Origin of the sequence: Streptococcus sanguinis (assembly GCF_003943655.1) — a bacterium.
Lineage (GTDB): Bacteria > Bacillota > Bacilli > Lactobacillales > Streptococcaceae > Streptococcus > Streptococcus sanguinis_F.
Window position 1 is genome coordinate 1 of record NZ_RJMM01000001.1, and the last position, 17,518, is coordinate 17,518.

The 17,518-nt window shown below is 41.3% G+C and carries 14 protein-coding genes, 1 tRNA gene and 3 pseudogenes; 11 read left to right on the forward strand and 7 right to left on the reverse strand.

Annotated elements, in window-relative coordinates; genetic code table 11:
* Positions 1 to 368 precede the first annotated feature (368 nt).
* On the forward strand, positions 369 to 2,225 hold the full coding sequence (locus D8886_RS00005) for a Cna B-type domain-containing protein (RefSeq protein ID WP_125433838.1): 1,857 nt from the start codon (positions 369 to 371) through the stop codon (positions 2,223 to 2,225).
* Between the two features lie 856 nt (positions 2,226 to 3,081).
* On the opposite strand, the pseudogene D8886_RS00020 reads toward D8886_RS00005, so the two are convergent.
* Positions 3,082 to 4,227, reverse strand: a pseudogene (locus D8886_RS00020) (low temperature requirement protein A).
* Between the two features lie 163 nt (positions 4,228 to 4,390).
* Entirely contained in the window at positions 4,391 to 5,233 is an 843-nt protein-coding gene (locus tag D8886_RS00025) for an aldo/keto reductase (RefSeq protein WP_125433839.1), read from the reverse strand.
* 102 nt (positions 5,234 to 5,335) lie between these two features.
* On the opposite strand from D8886_RS00025, the pseudogene D8886_RS00030 reads away from it, so the two are divergent.
* A pseudogene (locus tag D8886_RS00030) lies at positions 5,336 to 5,677 on the forward strand (T6SS immunity protein Tdi1 domain-containing protein); the annotation flags it as partial.
* A 445-nt stretch (positions 5,678 to 6,122) separates the two neighbouring features.
* Here D8886_RS00030 and D8886_RS00045 read toward each other — a convergent pair.
* Together D8886_RS00045 and D8886_RS00050 are read right to left on the reverse strand one after the other, a co-directional pair.
* A pseudogene (locus D8886_RS00045) lies at positions 6,123 to 6,464 on the reverse strand (DUF308 domain-containing protein); the annotation flags it as partial.
* A gap of 221 nt (positions 6,465 to 6,685) precedes the next feature.
* Positions 6,686 to 7,198 (reverse strand): helix-turn-helix domain-containing protein, encoded by a 513-nt coding sequence (locus tag D8886_RS00050; protein ID WP_003013606.1) that lies wholly within the window; start codon positions 7,196 to 7,198, stop codon positions 6,686 to 6,688.
* A 207-nt stretch (positions 7,199 to 7,405) separates the two neighbouring features.
* On the opposite strand from D8886_RS00050, the gene D8886_RS11875 reads away from it, so the two are divergent.
* From D8886_RS11875 to D8886_RS00070, 4 genes are read left to right on the forward strand one after another with little or no spacing between them, the layout of a single operon-like run.
* Positions 7,406 to 7,588 carry a hypothetical protein gene (locus tag D8886_RS11875; RefSeq protein ID WP_080558681.1) on the forward strand — a complete coding sequence of 61 codons (183 nt, stop codon included), beginning with the start codon at positions 7,406 to 7,408 and terminating at the stop codon, positions 7,586 to 7,588.
* Positions 7,589 to 7,633: 45 nt separating this feature from the next.
* On the forward strand, positions 7,634 to 8,611 hold the full coding sequence (locus D8886_RS00060; RefSeq protein ID WP_049547830.1) for a replication initiation protein: 978 nt from the start codon (positions 7,634 to 7,636) through the stop codon (positions 8,609 to 8,611).
* Positions 8,612 to 8,622: 11 nt separating this feature from the next.
* Positions 8,623 to 8,811, forward strand: coding sequence for a DUF3173 domain-containing protein (locus tag D8886_RS00065; RefSeq protein WP_000369785.1), 189 nt, complete (start codon positions 8,623 to 8,625; stop codon positions 8,809 to 8,811).
* A gap of 1 nt (position 8,812) precedes the next feature.
* Positions 8,813 to 9,952: a site-specific integrase gene (locus tag D8886_RS00070; protein WP_009659642.1), complete on the forward strand. Its 1,140-nt coding sequence runs from the start codon at positions 8,813 to 8,815 to the stop codon at positions 9,950 to 9,952.
* Positions 9,953 to 10,038: 86 nt separating this feature from the next.
* On the opposite strand, the gene D8886_RS00075 is transcribed toward D8886_RS00070, so the two are convergent.
* A tRNA-Lys gene (locus tag D8886_RS00075) sits at positions 10,039 to 10,111 on the reverse strand.
* Between the two features lie 265 nt (positions 10,112 to 10,376).
* Positions 10,377 to 11,645, reverse strand: a complete 1,269-nt coding sequence (locus D8886_RS00080) for a replication-associated recombination protein A (protein WP_125342630.1) — start codon at positions 11,643 to 11,645, stop codon at positions 10,377 to 10,379.
* An 87-nt stretch (positions 11,646 to 11,732) separates the two neighbouring features.
* On the opposite strand from D8886_RS00080, the gene D8886_RS00085 reads away from it, so the two are divergent.
* The 5 genes from D8886_RS00085 to D8886_RS00105 all read left to right on the forward strand — a co-directional run bounded on the left by D8886_RS00085 (position 11,733) and on the right by D8886_RS00105 (position 14,983).
* The gene (locus D8886_RS00085; RefSeq protein ID WP_125342631.1) at positions 11,733 to 12,203 is read left to right on the forward strand and encodes a DUF3013 family protein; all 471 of its coding nucleotides are present in this window, start codon (positions 11,733 to 11,735) and stop codon (positions 12,201 to 12,203) included.
* 9 nt (positions 12,204 to 12,212) lie between these two features.
* Positions 12,213 to 12,665, forward strand: coding sequence for an NUDIX hydrolase (locus tag D8886_RS00090; protein ID WP_125342632.1), 453 nt, complete (start codon positions 12,213 to 12,215; stop codon positions 12,663 to 12,665).
* Positions 12,662 to 13,132: a GNAT family N-acetyltransferase gene (locus D8886_RS00095; RefSeq protein WP_125433841.1), complete on the forward strand. Its 471-nt coding sequence runs from the start codon at positions 12,662 to 12,664 to the stop codon at positions 13,130 to 13,132. The genes D8886_RS00090 and D8886_RS00095 overlap by 4 nt, the downstream gene beginning before the upstream one ends.
* A gap of 144 nt (positions 13,133 to 13,276) precedes the next feature.
* On the forward strand, positions 13,277 to 14,230 hold the full coding sequence (gene prmA / locus D8886_RS00100; protein ID WP_032912652.1) for a 50S ribosomal protein L11 methyltransferase: 954 nt from the start codon (positions 13,277 to 13,279) through the stop codon (positions 14,228 to 14,230).
* The gene (locus D8886_RS00105; protein ID WP_048772047.1) at positions 14,231 to 14,983 is read left to right on the forward strand and encodes a 16S rRNA (uracil(1498)-N(3))-methyltransferase; all 753 of its coding nucleotides are present in this window, start codon (positions 14,231 to 14,233) and stop codon (positions 14,981 to 14,983) included.
* Positions 14,984 to 15,026: 43 nt separating this feature from the next.
* Here D8886_RS00105 and D8886_RS00110 read toward each other — a convergent pair whose 3' ends face one another.
* Positions 15,027 to 17,438, reverse strand: coding sequence for a bifunctional 2',3'-cyclic-nucleotide 2'-phosphodiesterase/3'-nucleotidase (locus D8886_RS00110; RefSeq protein ID WP_048772050.1), 2,412 nt, complete (start codon positions 17,436 to 17,438; stop codon positions 15,027 to 15,029).
* Positions 17,439 to 17,518 lie beyond the last annotated feature (80 nt).

The following is a 17,518-nucleotide window of genomic DNA, read 5'->3' on the forward strand; positions in this document are numbered from 1 at the left end:
GACTAGTTATGTAGCAAACATTAATAATTATGCTTGTTTTTTAAAAACAAATTTATATATATGAATATTTATGGTCATATAATTCATATTTGTTCATTTTTTATGCAACTAAATATTACATTTTTGTTTCAAGAAAATACAAGAAGATGACGGAGGAAATGGTTTTCAATTCTTATATGACAAGGTTTTTGGAGAAATAAAATGGTTTACAACCTGTGTACCAAACCGGAACCGGTTAAGGTAATTAGTTGACTTATGGTCAATCGTATGCTAGTCTAATATATGTAGTAAATTGGAAATGTAAAGAAATCTTAATGTTTTGTACATGTTCAGTAAAAAGGAAAAAAGGAAAAATGGAGGGATTATTTATGAAAAAAATATCTCATACTATTGCGCGCTTTTTCTCAGTAGCCTTTGTACTTCTCTTTAGCCTGTTTTCTAGCAGTCAATCTGCCAGAGCCAACACGGTAGATGATGTTATCACATCAATCAATGTCTACAATCAGAAAGGTGAAGAACTGACTGACGGCCTTTCCCCTTGGGAAAAATTTCAAATTGACGCAAATTTTGCCTTCAATTATGGCAAGGTTCAGCCAGGAGATACTACTACCATTGGACTTCCTGCTGAGTTTGCCTTGGAGGGAGCTGATTTTGAAGTCAAAGATGATGACGGAAATCTCGTAGCGACAGCTGTTGTTGATGCAAGCTCTAAGCAGCTTACACTGACTTATACAGACTATGTCCTGACTCGCTCTCATATTGAAGGGAAAGTTCATCTCTTGGCTCGCGTTGATCATACAGTAGCCAGAGATAAAGGCTCTATTCCTCTGAAACTTATCGTTGGCAAGAAGATTGTTGAATATGGGAAAATTGACTACAAAGGTCTTCCTGGCCAAGCAACTCCTTATACTTTCATAAAATACGGCTGGAATAATGCGGATAATATCAAGAGTATTACTTACAGCCTGAATATAAACCAACAAAATCAAGAACTGGATAATGTTGTTATTTCAGATACTCTGGGCTTTAATACCGGAGAAATTGATCTTAACAGCTTCCAAATTCTTAAAGGTTCATGGGTTGTTGACCCAGCTGATAACTCTTATCGACTAAGTCAGCAACGCGAGGATGTGACAGCAAATTATACGATTAATCTTGCTGCTGACAAGCGTTCCTTTACCATTAACATGGGGCATATCGGTGCCAATGAAGGCTTCTATGTTCGCTATCGTGTTAACTTCCCTACAGTTCCGGCTGATGGAACAGTCTTCCCGAACGAAGCAATTATGCGAGCAGATAATATTGAAGAGCAAAAATCATCAGTTGCTGTCCGCTACCAACGTGCGAACGGCTATGCACATGGGGATGTCTATGGTGTGCAGGTGACTAAGAAAGATGAAGCTGGTAAAGCCTTAGCAGGTGCTGAATTCACATTGTACGATGAAGATGGTGTGACAATTGTTCAAAAAGCAACCAGTGATGCTAACGGGATTGCTTCTTTCAGCAACTTGATTAAGGAGCATTATCTGATTAAGGAAACCAAGGCACCAGAAGGTTACCAACTGTCAGATGAAGAGATTCAGGTCAATGCGGCTCAGCTCAAAAATTATGGTTCTGGTATTATTTACAAAGACTTTACCAACCGTAAGGCATTGGTTACCGCTTCAGGTACCAAGACTTGGAATGATGACAACGATAAAGATGGCAAACGTCCAGACAAGATTACCGTTCGTCTCTATGCAAATGGCGCTGAAGTCGATCATAAAGAAGTTGGTCCGAATGATAAGGGTGAGTGGAAGTATGAGTTCACTGACTTGCCAGCGACTGGTGAAGATGGAAAAGATATTGTCTACTCAGTTACTGAAGACCGTGTTTATGGTTATACAGCTACTGTTGATGGTATGAACATTACCAATACACCAGTTCCAGGAGTTCCGCAACCGCCGAAACCTAGCTCGGACAATAGCTCTAAGAGCAGCTCTAGTTCAAGCAGTTCAAGTAGCTCAAGCAGCAGTAGTACGACTTCTAGCTCAAGCAGCACTACAGGGAGTACTGTTGTGATCATCGAATCAGACGATGGTACTGGCGGAGGAAATGCCTCTAATGTTGGAACCAAGAAAGTTCTCCCTAAAGCGGGTGAGAATGCTAGCTGGATCATGATTGCTGCTGGAGTAGCTCTAGTAGGCTTGGTAGGCTTCATTGTCTTCCGTGCGAAGAAGAAATAAATTTCATCTCTGTTCCCTTAAGGGGCAGAGATTTTTTACTCCAAACCCGGATTAGCAGTGGTCGCTTTTTAGAAAGCAGAAATAAGAATGTTTTTTACAATCAGTCACTATCTTGTATCCTTTTGTTAATCAAGACTGTGATGTTCCGTAATATAGTTGTTTTAAAATAAAAAGCAACTAAGATGTTTCCTAGAACAAATTAGTTGCTCAGAACTACGGGGAAGGCCGCTTGGATATGCAAGCGTGAGGCATATCTAAACTTGATATATAATCTTTCTTAATTCCTAAATCAAAAAAATTATAAGACGTCCTTAGGAATATGCTCGGTGTGTAACCATCTTTATCAGGTTTTCGTCAAACATATTTTGCTTCGGTCTTCTCTCGTGGTTTTTGCTGTGCAATGCCCCCTCCTTTTTGTTCCTAAAGGAAGGGGATTTTTTTTGTGTGGAAATCCTAACTGGAATTTTGGGTGACAAGAATCAGCCAAACGAAAAAAGCCTTGGTTATCAAGGCTTTTTCTTCTATCTTTCTATGCCCCCTGCATGGATTTGGAAAGGATTTTCATATTGAGAGTAATTAAAAATATTGAAATATAGCTGATTTTAGGGAAATACTTTTAGGTATTTTCAATGTCAGGATTTAAAAATGGGGCAAAAGTGGGGCAAAAACAAATTAACGAAAAAAATATCGAGTTCGTGCATCAAGTAAATGATAAATTGCAAGAATAAGTGCAACATTTACTCGAACTCATCCTCTAGAGCTTCACTAGCAGTTCNGTAAGCTAAACATTTTCGTGGTCGGTGATTGATATCATATAAAGCCTTGGTTCCCAAAGCTTTTTTATGTTATAAACTCATTAAAAGAACCCCCAGTTAGATTTGGAATATTTTTTATTCTGTGTCACATAAAAATAAATAAAATGAATAGCTATAGCTAGAGCTAAAATGGTTGTAATACTTACTACTATTATAGGATTAGAAGCAAAGATTAAAGAGAGAATCAAGGCAGCCAGATAGAGTGTAGCTTGGACACAGTAGTAACTTTTCGAATAGCGAAGATAGTGTTTGTTATAGGGCCCATTTGCTAGGACAGCAGCTTGGAAGAGGCCAATTCCGATATAAAAGAAGCTGGTTGCAAAGAGACGATTAGCTTCAGGATTCAGAAGAAAACTCATCGATACAGTCATCATCATAAGCCCAATGAAAATAGGATAGTGACTGTAAATTAGAAATAGCCCCTTTTGATTAGATTTTTCATCAATAGCATGGTCGAATTGACCAAAATAAAACAAGAACAGAGAAATCATAATAATGAAATAAAGAACCGAATAAATCGAGAAATTCTCGATTGTAAAGAAGTTAGCTAGCTCCATAATCATCTCTCCAAACGTAATAATGACAAGAAGGGAGATGCGCTCGATTAAATGGGGGAGAACTATCTGGAAATGATCATCTTTACTAATCGAGGTAATTGGCGTAATAAATGTTAGCAGAATACTAGCATAAAGGATATAGACTCCAATGTAAATAGGAAGAAGAGCTGCTAGATAGATTTCTAAACTTCGTAGACCTGTTATCCATAGAAAACCTTTGATACTTTCCCTATGAACATTATCGGTTGATTTTTAAAAAAACTCAACCAAATATTGAAAAAATAAGGTAAGGGTTAATGTACCAATAGCCCAACAGACATAATGAAAATATTGTTGCCAATCATCTTTAATCAAATTGGATATAAAGAGTAAAAGTCCCATTTTGATAAACATGATTACCATGTTAAATAAAGAGTTCTTTCCATAGCGATTGGTATAAACGGTTTGAATCATCCATGAATCAGTGAGAAGCAAGACAGACATGAAAAAATCAAGCAAAGAATTCCAAGTCAAAATACCGTTATGAAGATGGTGAATTAAAGCAGTTACTTTTGAAATTGCAAAAACAAAAACTAGGTCATAAAAAAGTTCTGAAAATTCTACACGTTTATGTTTAATAAGAGTTGTCATCTTAAGTCCTTTCTATTCTAGAAGTACAATTTATTATAACAGAAAATGGTAATGAGAGAAAAGGAGATGCTTAAATAACTTCATGTGACGCGAATTGTCAAAATCTTGACTTCTTTTGTCATTTACTTGAAAAAGCAACCCTGACGAGTTGATTAAAATCCTATTAAAAATTAACTTTGTCAGGATCATCCTGAGTTTTGATGCCTTGAATCTTATCCAAGACCGCCATATCTTCCTCTGATAAGTCGAAGCCGAAGATATCCAAGTTAGCTTTTATATTTTTAGGTGTCACAGACTTAGGTAGTGGCAAGAAACCTTTTTGAAGGCTCCAACGCAGAGCAACTTGTGCCACAGATTTACCGTTACGTTCAGCCACTGCTTCAACATCTTCATTTCCAAAAATACCACCTGTACCTAGTGGACTATAGGCTTCAAGAAGGATATCGCGCTCTTGGCAATAGTCAACTAAGTCTTCTTGGTCACAACCTGGAGCCAAGAGGATTTGATTGACATGTGGAACAATTTTAGCTGTTTCAAAAAGAGCTTCTAGGTGATGTTGCATAAAGTTAGACACACCGATAGCACGCACCTTACCTTCTTTGTAGGCTTCTTCCATAGCCTTCCATGCACCCGCATTGCCAGCCTTCCAAGCATCATTCTCACGAAGTGCCTTTGGATTAGGCCAATGGATAAGCAAAAGATCCAAATAATCCACACCAAGTCTTTCGAGAGACTCATCGATAGAAGTCTTAGCAAACTCGTAATCGTGCTTATCATTCCAAAGTTTGGTAGTTAGGAAAATATCCTCACGTGCCAAATTACTATCAGCAATCGCCTTACCTACAGAAACCTCGTTACCGTAAATTTGTGCGGTATCAATATGTGTGTAACCAGCCTTAAGTGCGAAGCTAACGCTGTTATAGGCTTCTTCGCCTTCAGCAATTTGCCAAGTTCCAAAACCAATTTTAGGAATAGTAACCCCATTTGCAAGTGTATATGTTTCCATGATTTTCACCTTATCTTTTTTTAATAGTACTATCTTAAAAAAGATAAGACAAAAATGCAAAGATTTGCTACGGCTATTATTATGAATAGTTCCTTACTTCTTTTTCCGCTGTTCGTAACAGCTTTTGGAGATATTATTACTTGGGAAGAGAATGAATTTGTTGGTATTGTAAAATACAATCTTCAAAACTGCGACATTATTATCAAGAGCTTGAAATATTTTCTTCAGTATTTAGATAACTCATATGTGACTGATAACTTTGAACTGGATTTATATAGACAGGCTGTGTTAAAAGATGGTCCCTTGTCTTATAACCAATGTTTCGGTTTTGTTCCTTTACTAGCATTAGGTGCCTTTAAAGATGTGGAACATATGGATAAGCTAAAAACCTTGGAGCACATTTATCTCATGTACCAACTTACAGGCGGAGTAATGGACGATTGATAATAAGTAATCACCGTGAGGTGTTTTTTTCTATTAAATCGAGGTGTTAGATAAATAGCGAGTCTTTGATGAGAGTCGCTTATTTTGTGAATATAAACTTTTTGGTACAAAAAACAAAATGACAAGCAAAAAAGCCTTATAAATCAAGGCTTTTTCCTGTTGTTTAGATGCCCCCTACATGGATTTGTAAGAACTTTTCATATTGAAAATAAACAAAAATGTTGAAATATAGCTGATTTTAGGGAAATACTTTTAGGTATTTTCAATGTCAGGATTTAAAAATGGGGCAAAAGTGGGGCAAAAACAAATTAACGAAAAAAATATCGAGTTCGTGCATCAAGTAAATGATAAATTGCAAGAATAAGTGCAACATTTACTCGAACTCATCCTCTAGAGCTTCACTAGCAGTTCTGTAAGCTAAACATTTTCGTGGTCGGTGATTGAATCCTAGACGAATGCCTTTAAAGAAAGCAATAATGGCTTCTACAATTAACCAAATTCCTACAATGGTCGGAATGACGACCGGCAGGGTCACAAAGCCATAAGCAACGAGGTAAAGAGCTAAGAGAAGACTAACAAATCCTTGGAAAAGATAAACAGGTGAGCGAAGCTCTTTTGGTGCAGAGAAATAGCCTAAAATAGCTGCTATAGAAGAAACCAGTAAACCAAATGAAATCCACCAGCTGTAAGCAACAAGATTAGCTACTGGGTTTGTAAATAGGAAAAGTCCTAAAAGGACAAAAACAACTCCTGCAAGGAATAGCAGTAAACGATTAGAAAATTTCATTTCAATACACTCCTATTATATAGTATAGTTTTTTATTAAAAGTATTCTACACCCTTTTTTAGGAAATGTCAATAAACTAAATGGATAATTTGGAAGTTCAGTCTGACTTACAAAAAGAAAAGGAGTTTTCACTCCTTTTCACAGATTGAAGACAAAGTCCTTATAAAAGTGTCTTCTAAAGATTTTAACTTCAATCTGAAGCGAGGTTATCCTCGCTTTTTCTATTTATCAAACAATTCCTTATTTTCAATTAAGAGTTCTAGTGGAGATTTATCCCTTGCTTCAATAAAACCAGGTTCATATTGGTTATGAAGTGTTCTTTTCTGAGAAGTTGGATCAATATACAACTCATCTCCATCTTCTGTGTATAGTTGGTTGCCTCTTGTTAAGTAAAGTAAATCCTCTAAGTACTGTCCATCAGTTTCTAGAAAATCTTCGATGTATTTGACAGCTTTTAAAATCTCACTTACTTTATCAGAGTATTCATTAGATTCAAGAACACTCTTTTCTAACTCAATCTCTTTACTAGTTCCAAATAGTTGGGTTGGAGTTGCATTAAAATATTCCGCTATCTTATCCAAATTTGCAAAGGTAGGATAGCTTTTTTGTTTTTCGTAATCAGAGATGGACTGTTTACCGATTCCTAAATCTTCAGCTAGTTGAGTTTGGCTTACTCCTTTTTCTATGCGCAATCGTGCCAAATTGGGTCCAAAATTTTGAATAATAAAGGTCATGGGAAACTCCTATTTTTATTTTTAACTTATTTTATCACCTATAAACTTACAAATCAAGTTTTTAGTTGACTTGCCCAAATATTTTTTATAAAATATATTTATAACTTAGAAATAAGTTATAAATGATAAAAAATAGTTCATAAGTTTAGGGACAGTGAGTGAGGAGGAAGTTGAGGATGAGACTATGACTTATGACTATTCGAAGCCTTGGAGCTAGAAATTGTGTGGACAAGGACAAGGGACGAGCCTGACGGAAAGTCAGGNGAAGTCCTGCAGACTGCCGTCCAGACAATTTCTAGCCAAGCAAAAGCTGGCTATTCTAACAGCCAGCAAAAAGGGACACTTAGGACAACGTCCAAAGAACGACGGAACGAACAAACGTTGATTTGACGGTGTTTCCGAGACCTAAAAAATCTAAAAGAAGGGGGGACAATTTTGTTGGTTTCTATACAAGATTTAAGAAGTACTCAAGAACGATGTGATGTAGGAGAATTAGTACAGCGGATAGATGTCAGTATTGATAGATTAACGGTTATCTGGGATACAGACATTGGTTCCCTAAGACGAATTTTCAAAAATCTGAAACAGGCAATAAGTACAAGAGTTGATTCATTTGAAATACATGATAACGTACGAGATGATGTATTTACTTTAGCTAAAGATTTTAATGAGTATGATTCAATCAATATTATATTTTTCCAATTATCCACTTATGGAAATGAGCAATTGATTCGAATTGATTTTAATCCTAATACTTTAAAAGAATTTGGCGGAATGAAAGTATGGAGGCAATTAATGTACTTTGCTAGATTGAATTCATTGACGGTACGCTTGTCTCGTTTTGATTTGGCATTTGACATTTTCAACAGGCCTGAAATCGTTAATTTGCAACATATTAAAGGTGGTGTTACCCATAAGGCCTTCTATGGTAGAGGGGGTGAATTAGAGACGAAATATTGGGGTTCTAGCGGTAGTAATGTACAAGTTAGGTTATATGATAAGAATAAAGAAATCATTGCTCACAAGCGCGAAGAGAAGCTAGATTTGGATGTAAATCCGTTTTGGTGGAGACTAGAGTTCCAACTCAGAACCAAAGCGATTGGTGAGGAGATGGTCCAAGATGTTATGAATCGACTTGATAATTTCGGATTTTATAAGCTAGAACATATTCGAGTGGAGCAAAGAGCATTTACAATTATCTTTCTCAACAATCCTGAACTGTTATCATTGGCTTTTCCAAATTTAAAATCAGACAGCATCAAAAAGAAAAAAACAAGAGTCCGCAAACTATTGAGAGAAGAAACGAACCAATTTGCGGAAGAATTAAAAGAAGTATTAATACAGAATCTCCCTAAATTAAATACAGAATTACAACTACTTGTAGGTGAGTTTCTGAATTTAGGAAATAAATAAGGAGGATAACTATGGACAATAATTTAATTAGTAACAAAGAATTAATTGAAATGGGCTATCGCCCTCATACAGCGAATGATATCATTCATCAGGCAAGAGAATTACTTGTATCACGAGGCTATACATTTTATAATCGCAAACGTTTGATGGTTGTTCCCAAAAGTGTTGTAAATGAGATTCTAGGAACAGAGGTGGCGTAATATGGCAAGTGTTCGTTACCGAAAGCGAGGAGATAGTAACTTATGGACCTATGAAATTCGTAACGAAGGAAAAACTGTTGTTCATAATAGCGGTTTTAAAACAAAAAAACTTGCAGAGTCAGAAGCTGAACCGATTCTGCAAGAACTTCGTTTAGGAAAAAGAATTTCTAGAGATATTTCTCTTGTAGATCTATATCAAGAATGGCTTGAATTAAAAATTCTACCGAGTAGTAGGTCGGAAGAGACAAAGAAAAAATATCTTCTCCGTAAAAACACAATTGAAAGATTATTTGGAAATAAAAAAGTCACTCAAATTCGTGCGAGTGAATACCAAAGAATAATGAATAAGTATGGGCAAACAGTTGGTAGAAATTTTCTTGGTAGATTGAATACTGGGATTCATCAGAGCATCCAAATGGCAATTGCCGACAAAGTTCTAATAGATGATTTTACACAACATGTCGAGTTATTTTCATCCAAAGAACAACAGATGACGGAAGAGAAATATTTACATACCGAAAAGGACTATCTGGATTTACTTTTAGCAGTAAAGAGAAAATTTGATTACCAACGTTCAATTGTTCCTTATATCGTCTATTTTCTATTAAAAACAGGCATGAGATTTGGAGAGTTAATAGCGTTAACTTGGAATGAAGTTGACTTTGACAGAGGACTGCTAAAAACATATAGGAGGTTTAATACCCTTTCTCATAAATTTGTCCCTCCAAAAAACAAAACGTCCATTCGGATGGTACCGATAGACGAAGAATGTATTAAGATATTACAATTTCTAAAAATTGAACAAGAGAAGGCTAATAAAGAGCTAGGAATCAAGAATAGGTATAAAATGATTTTTCAGCATTATGGATATATTCACTTGGTACCAGATATTGCAAGTGTCAATAAAGCTTTGAGTGTTCTTTTAAATGAATTAGATATTTATCCAATTATCACGACAAAAGGAGCACGTCATACNTATGGAAGCTACCTCTGGCACAAAGGTTTTGACCTTGGAGTTATTGCAAAAATTCTAGGGCATAGAGATATTTCAATGTTAGTAGAAGTATATGGACACACTTTAGAAGAGAAAATTTTTGAGGAATTTAATCAAATAAGAGATGTTTGGAAAGATTGCTCATAAAAAAATGTGGGGCAAACGATGGGGCAAATCAGTTATAGACAAGCAAAAAAGCCTTGTAAATCAAGGCTTCTTCCTGTTAATTTAGATGCCCCCTGCAGGGATCGAACCTGCGACCCACGGATTAAGAGTCCGCTGCTCTGCCAGCTGAGCTAAGGAGGCAATAGAAAAAGCTGTATTGGTGCCGGACCTTCACGATTTGTATTGAACCCGCGCAATTAAGCAGGTGGGCAACTCGCTCTAACTGAAGCTGCTTCCGCGTGACACGGCTTGCATGCTGTTAGAAGTCTTTTGTTTCCCTAATAATACAAAAAATAGTCGGTCAACACTTAAGTGTGAAGTCGTACACCACAGCGTTTCTATAATTATAATACCATAAATTTTGAAAAATTCAAGAGAAAAATGTGATTTTTTGCAAACGATGTCATCATTTTTTTAAGTCATCAATCTTATCCTTGGTCATTCCAAGGGCTCGCTCGTATTTGCCATTCTCATTAGGAGTGAAATAATTGGCGTCTTTGATTTTATCAGGCAGATAGTCCTGCTTGACCCAATTGCCGGGATAGGAGTGAGGGTAGAGATAGTCCTGTGCGTTGCCCAGTTCCTTGCTGCCGGCATAGTGGCCGTCTCGTAAGTGGCGGGGAATGGGCAGGTTTCCATTCTTCCGTAGGTCGGCTAGGGCCTTGTCCATGGCTAGATAGGCTGAGTTGGACTTGGGCGATAGAGCCAGATCGATAACAATATTGGCAATAAGGATGCGTGCTTCAGGAAAACCGATCCGCTGGGCAGCTTCTAGAGCTGTAACGGTATGAACTTGAGCGTCAGGATTTGCCAGCCCAATATCCTCGTAAGCGATAACGGTCAAACGTCGAGCTAGGTTAGGCAAGTCTCCTGCCTCAACGAGCCGAGCTGCGTAGTGGAGACTGGCATTGACATCGGAGCCACGGATGGACTTCTGTAGGGCAGAGAGGACATCGTAATGACCGTCCCCGTCCTTATCCATGGTGATATAGCTCTTTTGCAGGCTGTTTTCCATGACATCAAGTGTAATATGGCGGATGCCCTTGTCATCTTCTGTTGTAGAGAGTACGGCTAAATCCAGTGAATTATAGGCAGAGCGCAGGTCTCCGTTGGTAGAGATAGCAATGAAATCCAGAGCATCATCGTCTAGCTCCACTGGGAAATCAAATCCTCGCTCCTTATCCGTCAAGGCTAGCTGAATGGCTGTCCGGATGTCTTCGTTGCTGAGGGGCTCAAGCTCAAATATCTGAACCCGGCTTCGGATGGCAGGGGTGACAGAAAAGAAAGGATTTTCTGTCGTCGCTCCAATCATGATGACCAGACCGCTTTCTAATAGCGGCAGCAGGAAGTCTTGCTTGGTCTTGTCCAAGCGGTGAATCTCATCCAGCAGGAGCACCAGTCCGCCGGAAAATTTCGCTTCTTCAGCGATCTCTTGCAGGCGTTTCTTGCTATCTACGGTGGCGTTAAAGGTCCGAAAGGCGAACTTGGTTGTGCCGGCAATAGCCGAGGCGATAGAGGTCTTGCCGATGCCGGGTGGTCCGTAGAGGATCATCGAGGACAGGCGGTTGGCTTCAACCATGCGACGGATGATTTTCCCGGGGCCGACCAGATGCTGCTGGCCGATGATCTGATCAATGTAGGTCGGCCGCATGCGCAGGGCGAGGTTTTCTGGCATAAGATTTCCTTTCTGCAAGTGTTTTTCTTGGCTTTTTGTGTTACTATTGTAGATAGTAATATTTTATCACAATGAAAAGAGGAAATCATGGCTAAGTACGGTTTTTTGGAGATATTGGACGAGGAAATGGGAAAGAGCTTTCCTTTTGACTATGAGATAAACTGGGACAAGAAGAATCACGCGGTGGAAGTGGCTTTTCTCCTTGAGGTGCAAAATCCAGGTGGGATTGAGACGGTTGATGCTGAGGGCAATGCCTCGGCTGAGGATATTTACTTTGAGGAAGCCGTGCTTTTCTACAATCCGGTCAAGTCTAGTTTTGAGGCAGAGGACTATCTGGCTGCCCTGCCCTATGAACCTAAGAAGGGCCTGTCACGGGAGTTTCTGGCTTATTTCGCGGATTTCCTAACCCAAACGGCTGAGTCTGGCCTAGATGCCCTCATGGACTTCTTAGCAGATCCAGAGGCAGCGGAGTTTGAGATAGCTTGGAATGCTGAGGCTTTTGAAAATGGCAGAGCGGATTTGGCAGAGACGGACTTTTATCCTTATCCGAGGTACTAGGAGGCGCTTATGGAAAATGCAGAAGAATTAGATTTACTGCACAAACAGATGGAGTTTTCTGGCTGTAAGATTGCCTTGATCAGTGATGACAAGCTGCTGACTATCTTGCGAGACGATATTTCAACCATTCCTTGGCCCAATATGTGGGAGCTGCCGGGCGGTGGCCGCGAGGCCGAGGAAACGCCTTTTGAATGTGTTCAACGAGAGGTTTTTGAAGAGCTTGGTTTGAAGCTTGAAGAAGCGGATATTGTCTGGATTAAGGAATATCAAGGAATGCTTGATCCAGACGAAACCTCTATTTTTATGGTGGGAACTATCACTCAGGAAGATTTTGCCAGTATTGCCTTTGGCGATGAGGGACAGGCTTATCAGATGATGGATGTGAGCCAGTTTTTATCTGATGACAAGGTTATTCCGCAGCTGCAGAGCAGGTTGAGCGATTATTTGGAGGTGCGATCATGATTTATATTGAGCGGGCAGGAGCTGAGGATTTAGAGACCATTATTGCTATTCAGCAAGCGAGTTTTAAGGCCGTTTATGAGAAATATCAGGATCAATACGACCCCTATCTGGAGGAGCGTGAGCGGATTCGCTGGAAACTGGTTGAGCGGCCCAATAGTTTTTATTATTTTGTCAAAGACGGCGAGAAGATTCTGGGCTTTATTCGATTGAATACAAATGACGAACAGACAGCAGGCTGGATTGGAACAGTAGCGATTTTGCCACAGTATCAGAACAAAGGATATGGTTCTGAGGGGCTCGGTCTGATTGAGGAGGCATTCTCCACCATTACGCAATGGGATTTGTGTACGGTTTTCCAAGATAAAGGCATGGTCGCTTTTTATGAGAAAAACGGCTATCATCAGACCCATATTGAGCCCGAAAAAGAAGGCATGGATATGGTTTACATGACGAAGACAATGAAATAAACAAAGAAAGGATTGTTCAGTTAAATTTCTAAACTGAACCCGCCCTAAACACTGTGTCAAAAAAGATAAAGTTCTCTTATACGCAAGCGTCGTCAGAGAATTTCCTATTTTGGCTTTGTGTTTTACGGGCTTGGTATTTTAATGATGGATACTTGGCAGGAATTAACGATTGAAGTGAAGTGTGAGGCGGAGGAGGCGGCCTCGAATATTCTGATTGAACTGGGCAGTCAGGGTGTGGCTATCGATGACAGCGCAGATTATCTGGGGCAGGTTGACCACTATGGTGAGCTTTTTCCAGAAGTTGAGCAGAGCGAGCGAATCAAGATTACTGGCTACTATCCGGATTCTGTGGATATAGAGGCTGTTGCGGCCCAGGCCAATGAGCGACTGGCTGAGCTGGATGGTTTCGGATTGGAGACGGGAGATATTCAGCTGACTCGGCAGGAACTGGCTGAGGAAGACTGGGCGGATAACTGGAAGAAGTACTTTGAGCCGGCTCGGATCACCCATGACTTGACTATTGTGCCGTCCTGGACGGACTATGAGGGAACAGCTGGTGAGAAGATTATCAAGCTGGACCCCGGTATGGCCTTTGGTACAGGCACTCATCCGACGACCAAGATGAGCCTCTTTGCGCTGGAGCAGGTCTTGCGAGGCGGAGAAACGGTGTTGGATGTGGGTACAGGCAGCGGAGTTCTCTCTATTGCTAGCTCACTCTTGGGGGCCAAGGACATCTACGCCTATGATTTAGATGAGGTAGCAGTGCGCGTGGCGCAGGAAAATATCGAGCTCAATCCAGGTATGGAGAACATCCATGTGGCACCGGGTGATCTTCTCCGAGGCGTAGAAATCGAGGCGGATGTCATTGTTGCCAACATCTTGGCCGATATTCTCATCCATCTGACAGAGGATGCCTACCATCTGGTCAAGGATGAGGGTTATCTGATTATGAGTGGGATTATTTCTGAGAAGTGGGAAATGGTGCGCGAGTCAGCAGAAACGGCAGGATTTTTCTTGGAAACGCATATGATTCAGGGCGAATGGAATGCCTGTGTCTTTAAGAAAACGCAGGACATTTCAGGCGTGATAGGTGGTTAGATGCAGCAGTATTTTATAAAAGGAAATCCTCAGTCCCCTCTGGTGGTTACGGATAAGGACACGGCCAAACATATGTTTTCAGTCATGCGGCTCAAAGAGGGCGACCAAGTCACACTGGTCTTTGATGATGGCGTGAAACGACTGGCTCGGGTGCTAGACCCCAGTCAGCAGAGTTTGGAAATCTTGGAAGAGCTAGCAGACAATACCGAGCTGCCGGTTCAAGTGATCATTGCTTCAGGTTTTCCCAAGGGGGATAAGTTAGAGTTTATCACCCAGAAGGTAACGGAGCTAGGAGCCAGTGCTATCTGGGCTTTCCCAGCGGACTGGTCGGTGGCCAAGTGGGATGGCAAAAAGCTAGCTAAAAAGAGTGAAAAGCTAGAGAAAATTGCTCAGGGAGCAGCAGAGCAGAGCAAGCGCAATCTGATTCCTGAGATTCGGTTCTTTGATAAAAAGGCAGACTTTCTGGCAGCCTTGACAGACTTTGACCGCATCATCGTGGCCTATGAAGAATCGGCCAAAGAAGGAGAATCTACAGTTCTAGTCCGAGCTCTGTCGGGCTTGGCAGCCGGCGCAAAAGTGCTCTTTATCTTCGGACCGGAGGGCGGTCTCTCGCCAGATGAAATAGCAGCCTTTCGCCAAGCAGGGGCTGTCTCCGCTGGTCTAGGTCCACGTATCCTGCGAGCTGAAACCGCTCCGCTTTATGCCTTGACCGCAGTCAGTGTTTTGCTGGAATTGAGCAATGACAGTCTTTAAAAAGCAAAATCAGCAGCTATTTTGGCTGCTGATTTTTTTATCATTATTGTCTTTCACGTTTTTTGAAGGCGAAGATTCCTGCAAGTCCGGTCATGACAAGTCCCAAGAGTCCGAGCGAGGATGTCTTTTCTCCGGTTGCTGGGAGGCTTTCTGTTCCTGCCTGTCTGTGGGATGCTTGCTTGTTTGTGCTAGGGTCAACAGCAGTCAAGACAGGGAAGTCTACTCTGCTATGCTGCAGATTGGCTGCTTCAACTGCGGTAGTCGGAGAGCTTGGTTGCTCAATAGGAACCGGTTCAGTTTTCGGTGCGACGTAGACGAATTTGTATTCGCCAAATCCTTCTTGGGCAGAAGCTGCTAGATAGACGATGTCTCCGTCAGTACCAATCAAGTTCTTGGCCTTATCAGCTGTTAGGAAGCGCAGGTCCAGTCCCTTGATGGTGTCAGCGAAATGCCAGTTCTGATCTGCACTTGGATTGATATTTTTGACAGCCAAGATATAGTTGATGATAGCTTGGCGGTTTTCCAGATTGAGGAGACGATTGAGGCTGGCTTCTCGAACACCAGGGAAGTTACCGTTAGACCGGTAGTTGTTGGTCACGACGATAAATTCCTGATTTGGGTCAATCTCCTTGCCTTGGTATTTCAGGTTGCGGACCCGACTGGCATTTGGATTGGCCAGTTTGCCTTCGCGGTCGTATTTGTTCGGCTGGGTAATGTCAAACTCATAGGTAACACCGTCGATAACATCAAAGTTATAAGTCCGGTAGTCAGTATTGACGAGATTTTGCGGTTGGCTATTGTTTGGGTCAATGGTATTGAACTGGCCAGCTGACATTTCCAACCATTCTTTGAGCTGGGCACCGTTGACCTTGAGGATAGCTGTGACATTATCATAGAGATAGAGGTCTGCTACGTTCTTGATGGCAATAGGACCAGCTGGAATGTCTGTGTAGGCCGTTGCATCCCCACGAGTTCCTGCCTTGAAAGGAGCTGCTGCAGATAGGATAGGAAGATTGGCTTCAGGCGTGCCAGCCAGCTCTTGCTTAGCATACCAAAGCTGAGCATTGTTGACGATTTGCACGGATGGATCGTCTTTGACCAGAGCGAAGTAACTAGTGATTGGTGCAGTCGTGGTGCCGACTTGCTGGCGGACATAGTTGATAGTTCCTTGGTGGGATTCTTTAGCAATATCAACGACGCGCTGATCTGCTACATTAGACTTGGTATCTACCTTGCGGATAGAGCCTTTGCTGTCAGTGACTTTCCATTTGCCGTCGGTATAGTTCAGCTTGAGGTCAATGACGCCCAGATGGTCGCCGTATTTTCCAGCCATGGTTACTGGAGTGCCGTTGATTTTACCGTTGACACCGTCTACGCCAGGGTATTTTTCGTAGAATCCAGTTCCATTTCCGCTTGGAAATTCTGCGTGAGAGTGGCCCGTTACAACAGCATCCACACCTGGCAGGCTGGCGATTTGATAGCCTTCATTTTCCTCGCCTTTTTCATACTTGTCATCTCCGATACCAGAGTGAGAAAGCACCAAAGTGATGTCTGCACCGGCCTTGCGCATCTCAGGAATAATATCTCGAATAGCCTCAACAGAATCGCGAACGACCACTTTTCCTTCTAGGTTTGCCTTATCCCAGTTGAGAATCTGCGGCGGTACAATCCCGGTCACACCAATCTTGACAGTCGTCAAGCGACCTTGTGTATCTGTAAAGGTCTTTTCGATGATTTTGTAAGGCTGATAGATGAATTTACCAGTCGCTGGATCCAGCACATTGGCATTGACAAGAGGCATGCCTGCTGTCTCAATCACACGGTTCAGATAGTCCAGACCGTAGTTGAACTCATGGTTTCCTAGCGTACCAGCTTCAAAGCCCAGAGCTTGCAGAGCAGCGTACATAGGGTGCTGCTCGCCTTTCTCCACAGGATCCACAATGGCCTTATAGGTTCCCAGCGGCGTTCCTTGGATGGTATCGCCATTGTCTACCAAAAGGACGTTTGGATTTTCTTTCTTGGCCTTCTCGATCAGCACGGCAGTCTTAGCCAGTCCCAAGGTCTCCACCGGCTTGTCCTGATAGTAGTCGTAGTTGACCAAGTTGGTATGGAGGTCGGTCGTTGCCAAGATACGAACATCGACAGTCTGTCCCTCCACGGGCTTAGTATCCTCAGTAGCCCCTACATTTCGAGCCATAGCCATCAGAGCATCAGTATTTCCACTGGCATTTTCTGGGGAAATAGCAGAGCTAGGATCCGTGCTCTCTTTTGTCGCAGTAGCTTCAGTAGGACTTGCAGCAGTCGTTGGTTTTGTTTCCGCTGCGCTGCTTTCTACTGGAGCAGGATTAGCAGTGACTGCTGGAGTATTCTCATCAGCCTGAACAGCATTTACAGTTGCCGCAAGTGCAGCTGCGCTCAAAAGCGCAACCGTTTTTTGAAGGGATGATTTGGACATAATATCTCCTTTGTTAAAATGAATTTCGGACTTATATTATACTATATTAAAACGCTCTCATCAAGAAGAAATTTCCAGTT

Bases quoted from the DNA above. Each gene is read 5' to 3' on its own strand.
- D8886_RS00025 (WP_125433839.1), bottom strand. From the start codon at position 5,233: ATGGAAACATATACACTTGCAAATGGGGTTACTATTCCTAAAATTGGT.
- D8886_RS00095 (WP_125433841.1), top strand. From the start codon at position 12,662: ATGATTTATATTGAGCGGGCAGGAGCTGAGGATTTAGAGACCATTATT.
- D8886_RS00110 (WP_048772050.1), bottom strand. From the start codon at position 17,438: ATGTCCAAATCATCCCTTCAAAAAACGGTTGCGCTTTTGAGCGCAGCT.
- D8886_RS00080 (WP_125342630.1), bottom strand. From the start codon at position 11,645: ATGCCAGAAAACCTCGCCCTGCGCATGCGGCCGACCTACATTGATCAG.
- D8886_RS00090 (WP_125342632.1), top strand. From the start codon at position 12,213: ATGGAAAATGCAGAAGAATTAGATTTACTGCACAAACAGATGGAGTTT.
- D8886_RS00105 (WP_048772047.1), top strand. From the start codon at position 14,231: ATGCAGCAGTATTTTATAAAAGGAAATCCTCAGTCCCCTCTGGTGGTT.
- D8886_RS00065 (WP_000369785.1), top strand. From the start codon at position 8,623: ATGGACAATAATTTAATTAGTAACAAAGAATTAATTGAAATGGGCTAT.
- D8886_RS00005 (WP_125433838.1), top strand. From the start codon at position 369: ATGAAAAAAATATCTCATACTATTGCGCGCTTTTTCTCAGTAGCCTTT.
- D8886_RS00050 (WP_003013606.1), bottom strand. From the start codon at position 7,198: ATGACCTTTATTATTCAAAATTTTGGACCCAATTTGGCACGATTGCGC.
- D8886_RS00085 (WP_125342631.1), top strand. From the start codon at position 11,733: ATGGCTAAGTACGGTTTTTTGGAGATATTGGACGAGGAAATGGGAAAG.
- prmA (WP_032912652.1), top strand. From the start codon at position 13,277: ATGGATACTTGGCAGGAATTAACGATTGAAGTGAAGTGTGAGGCGGAG.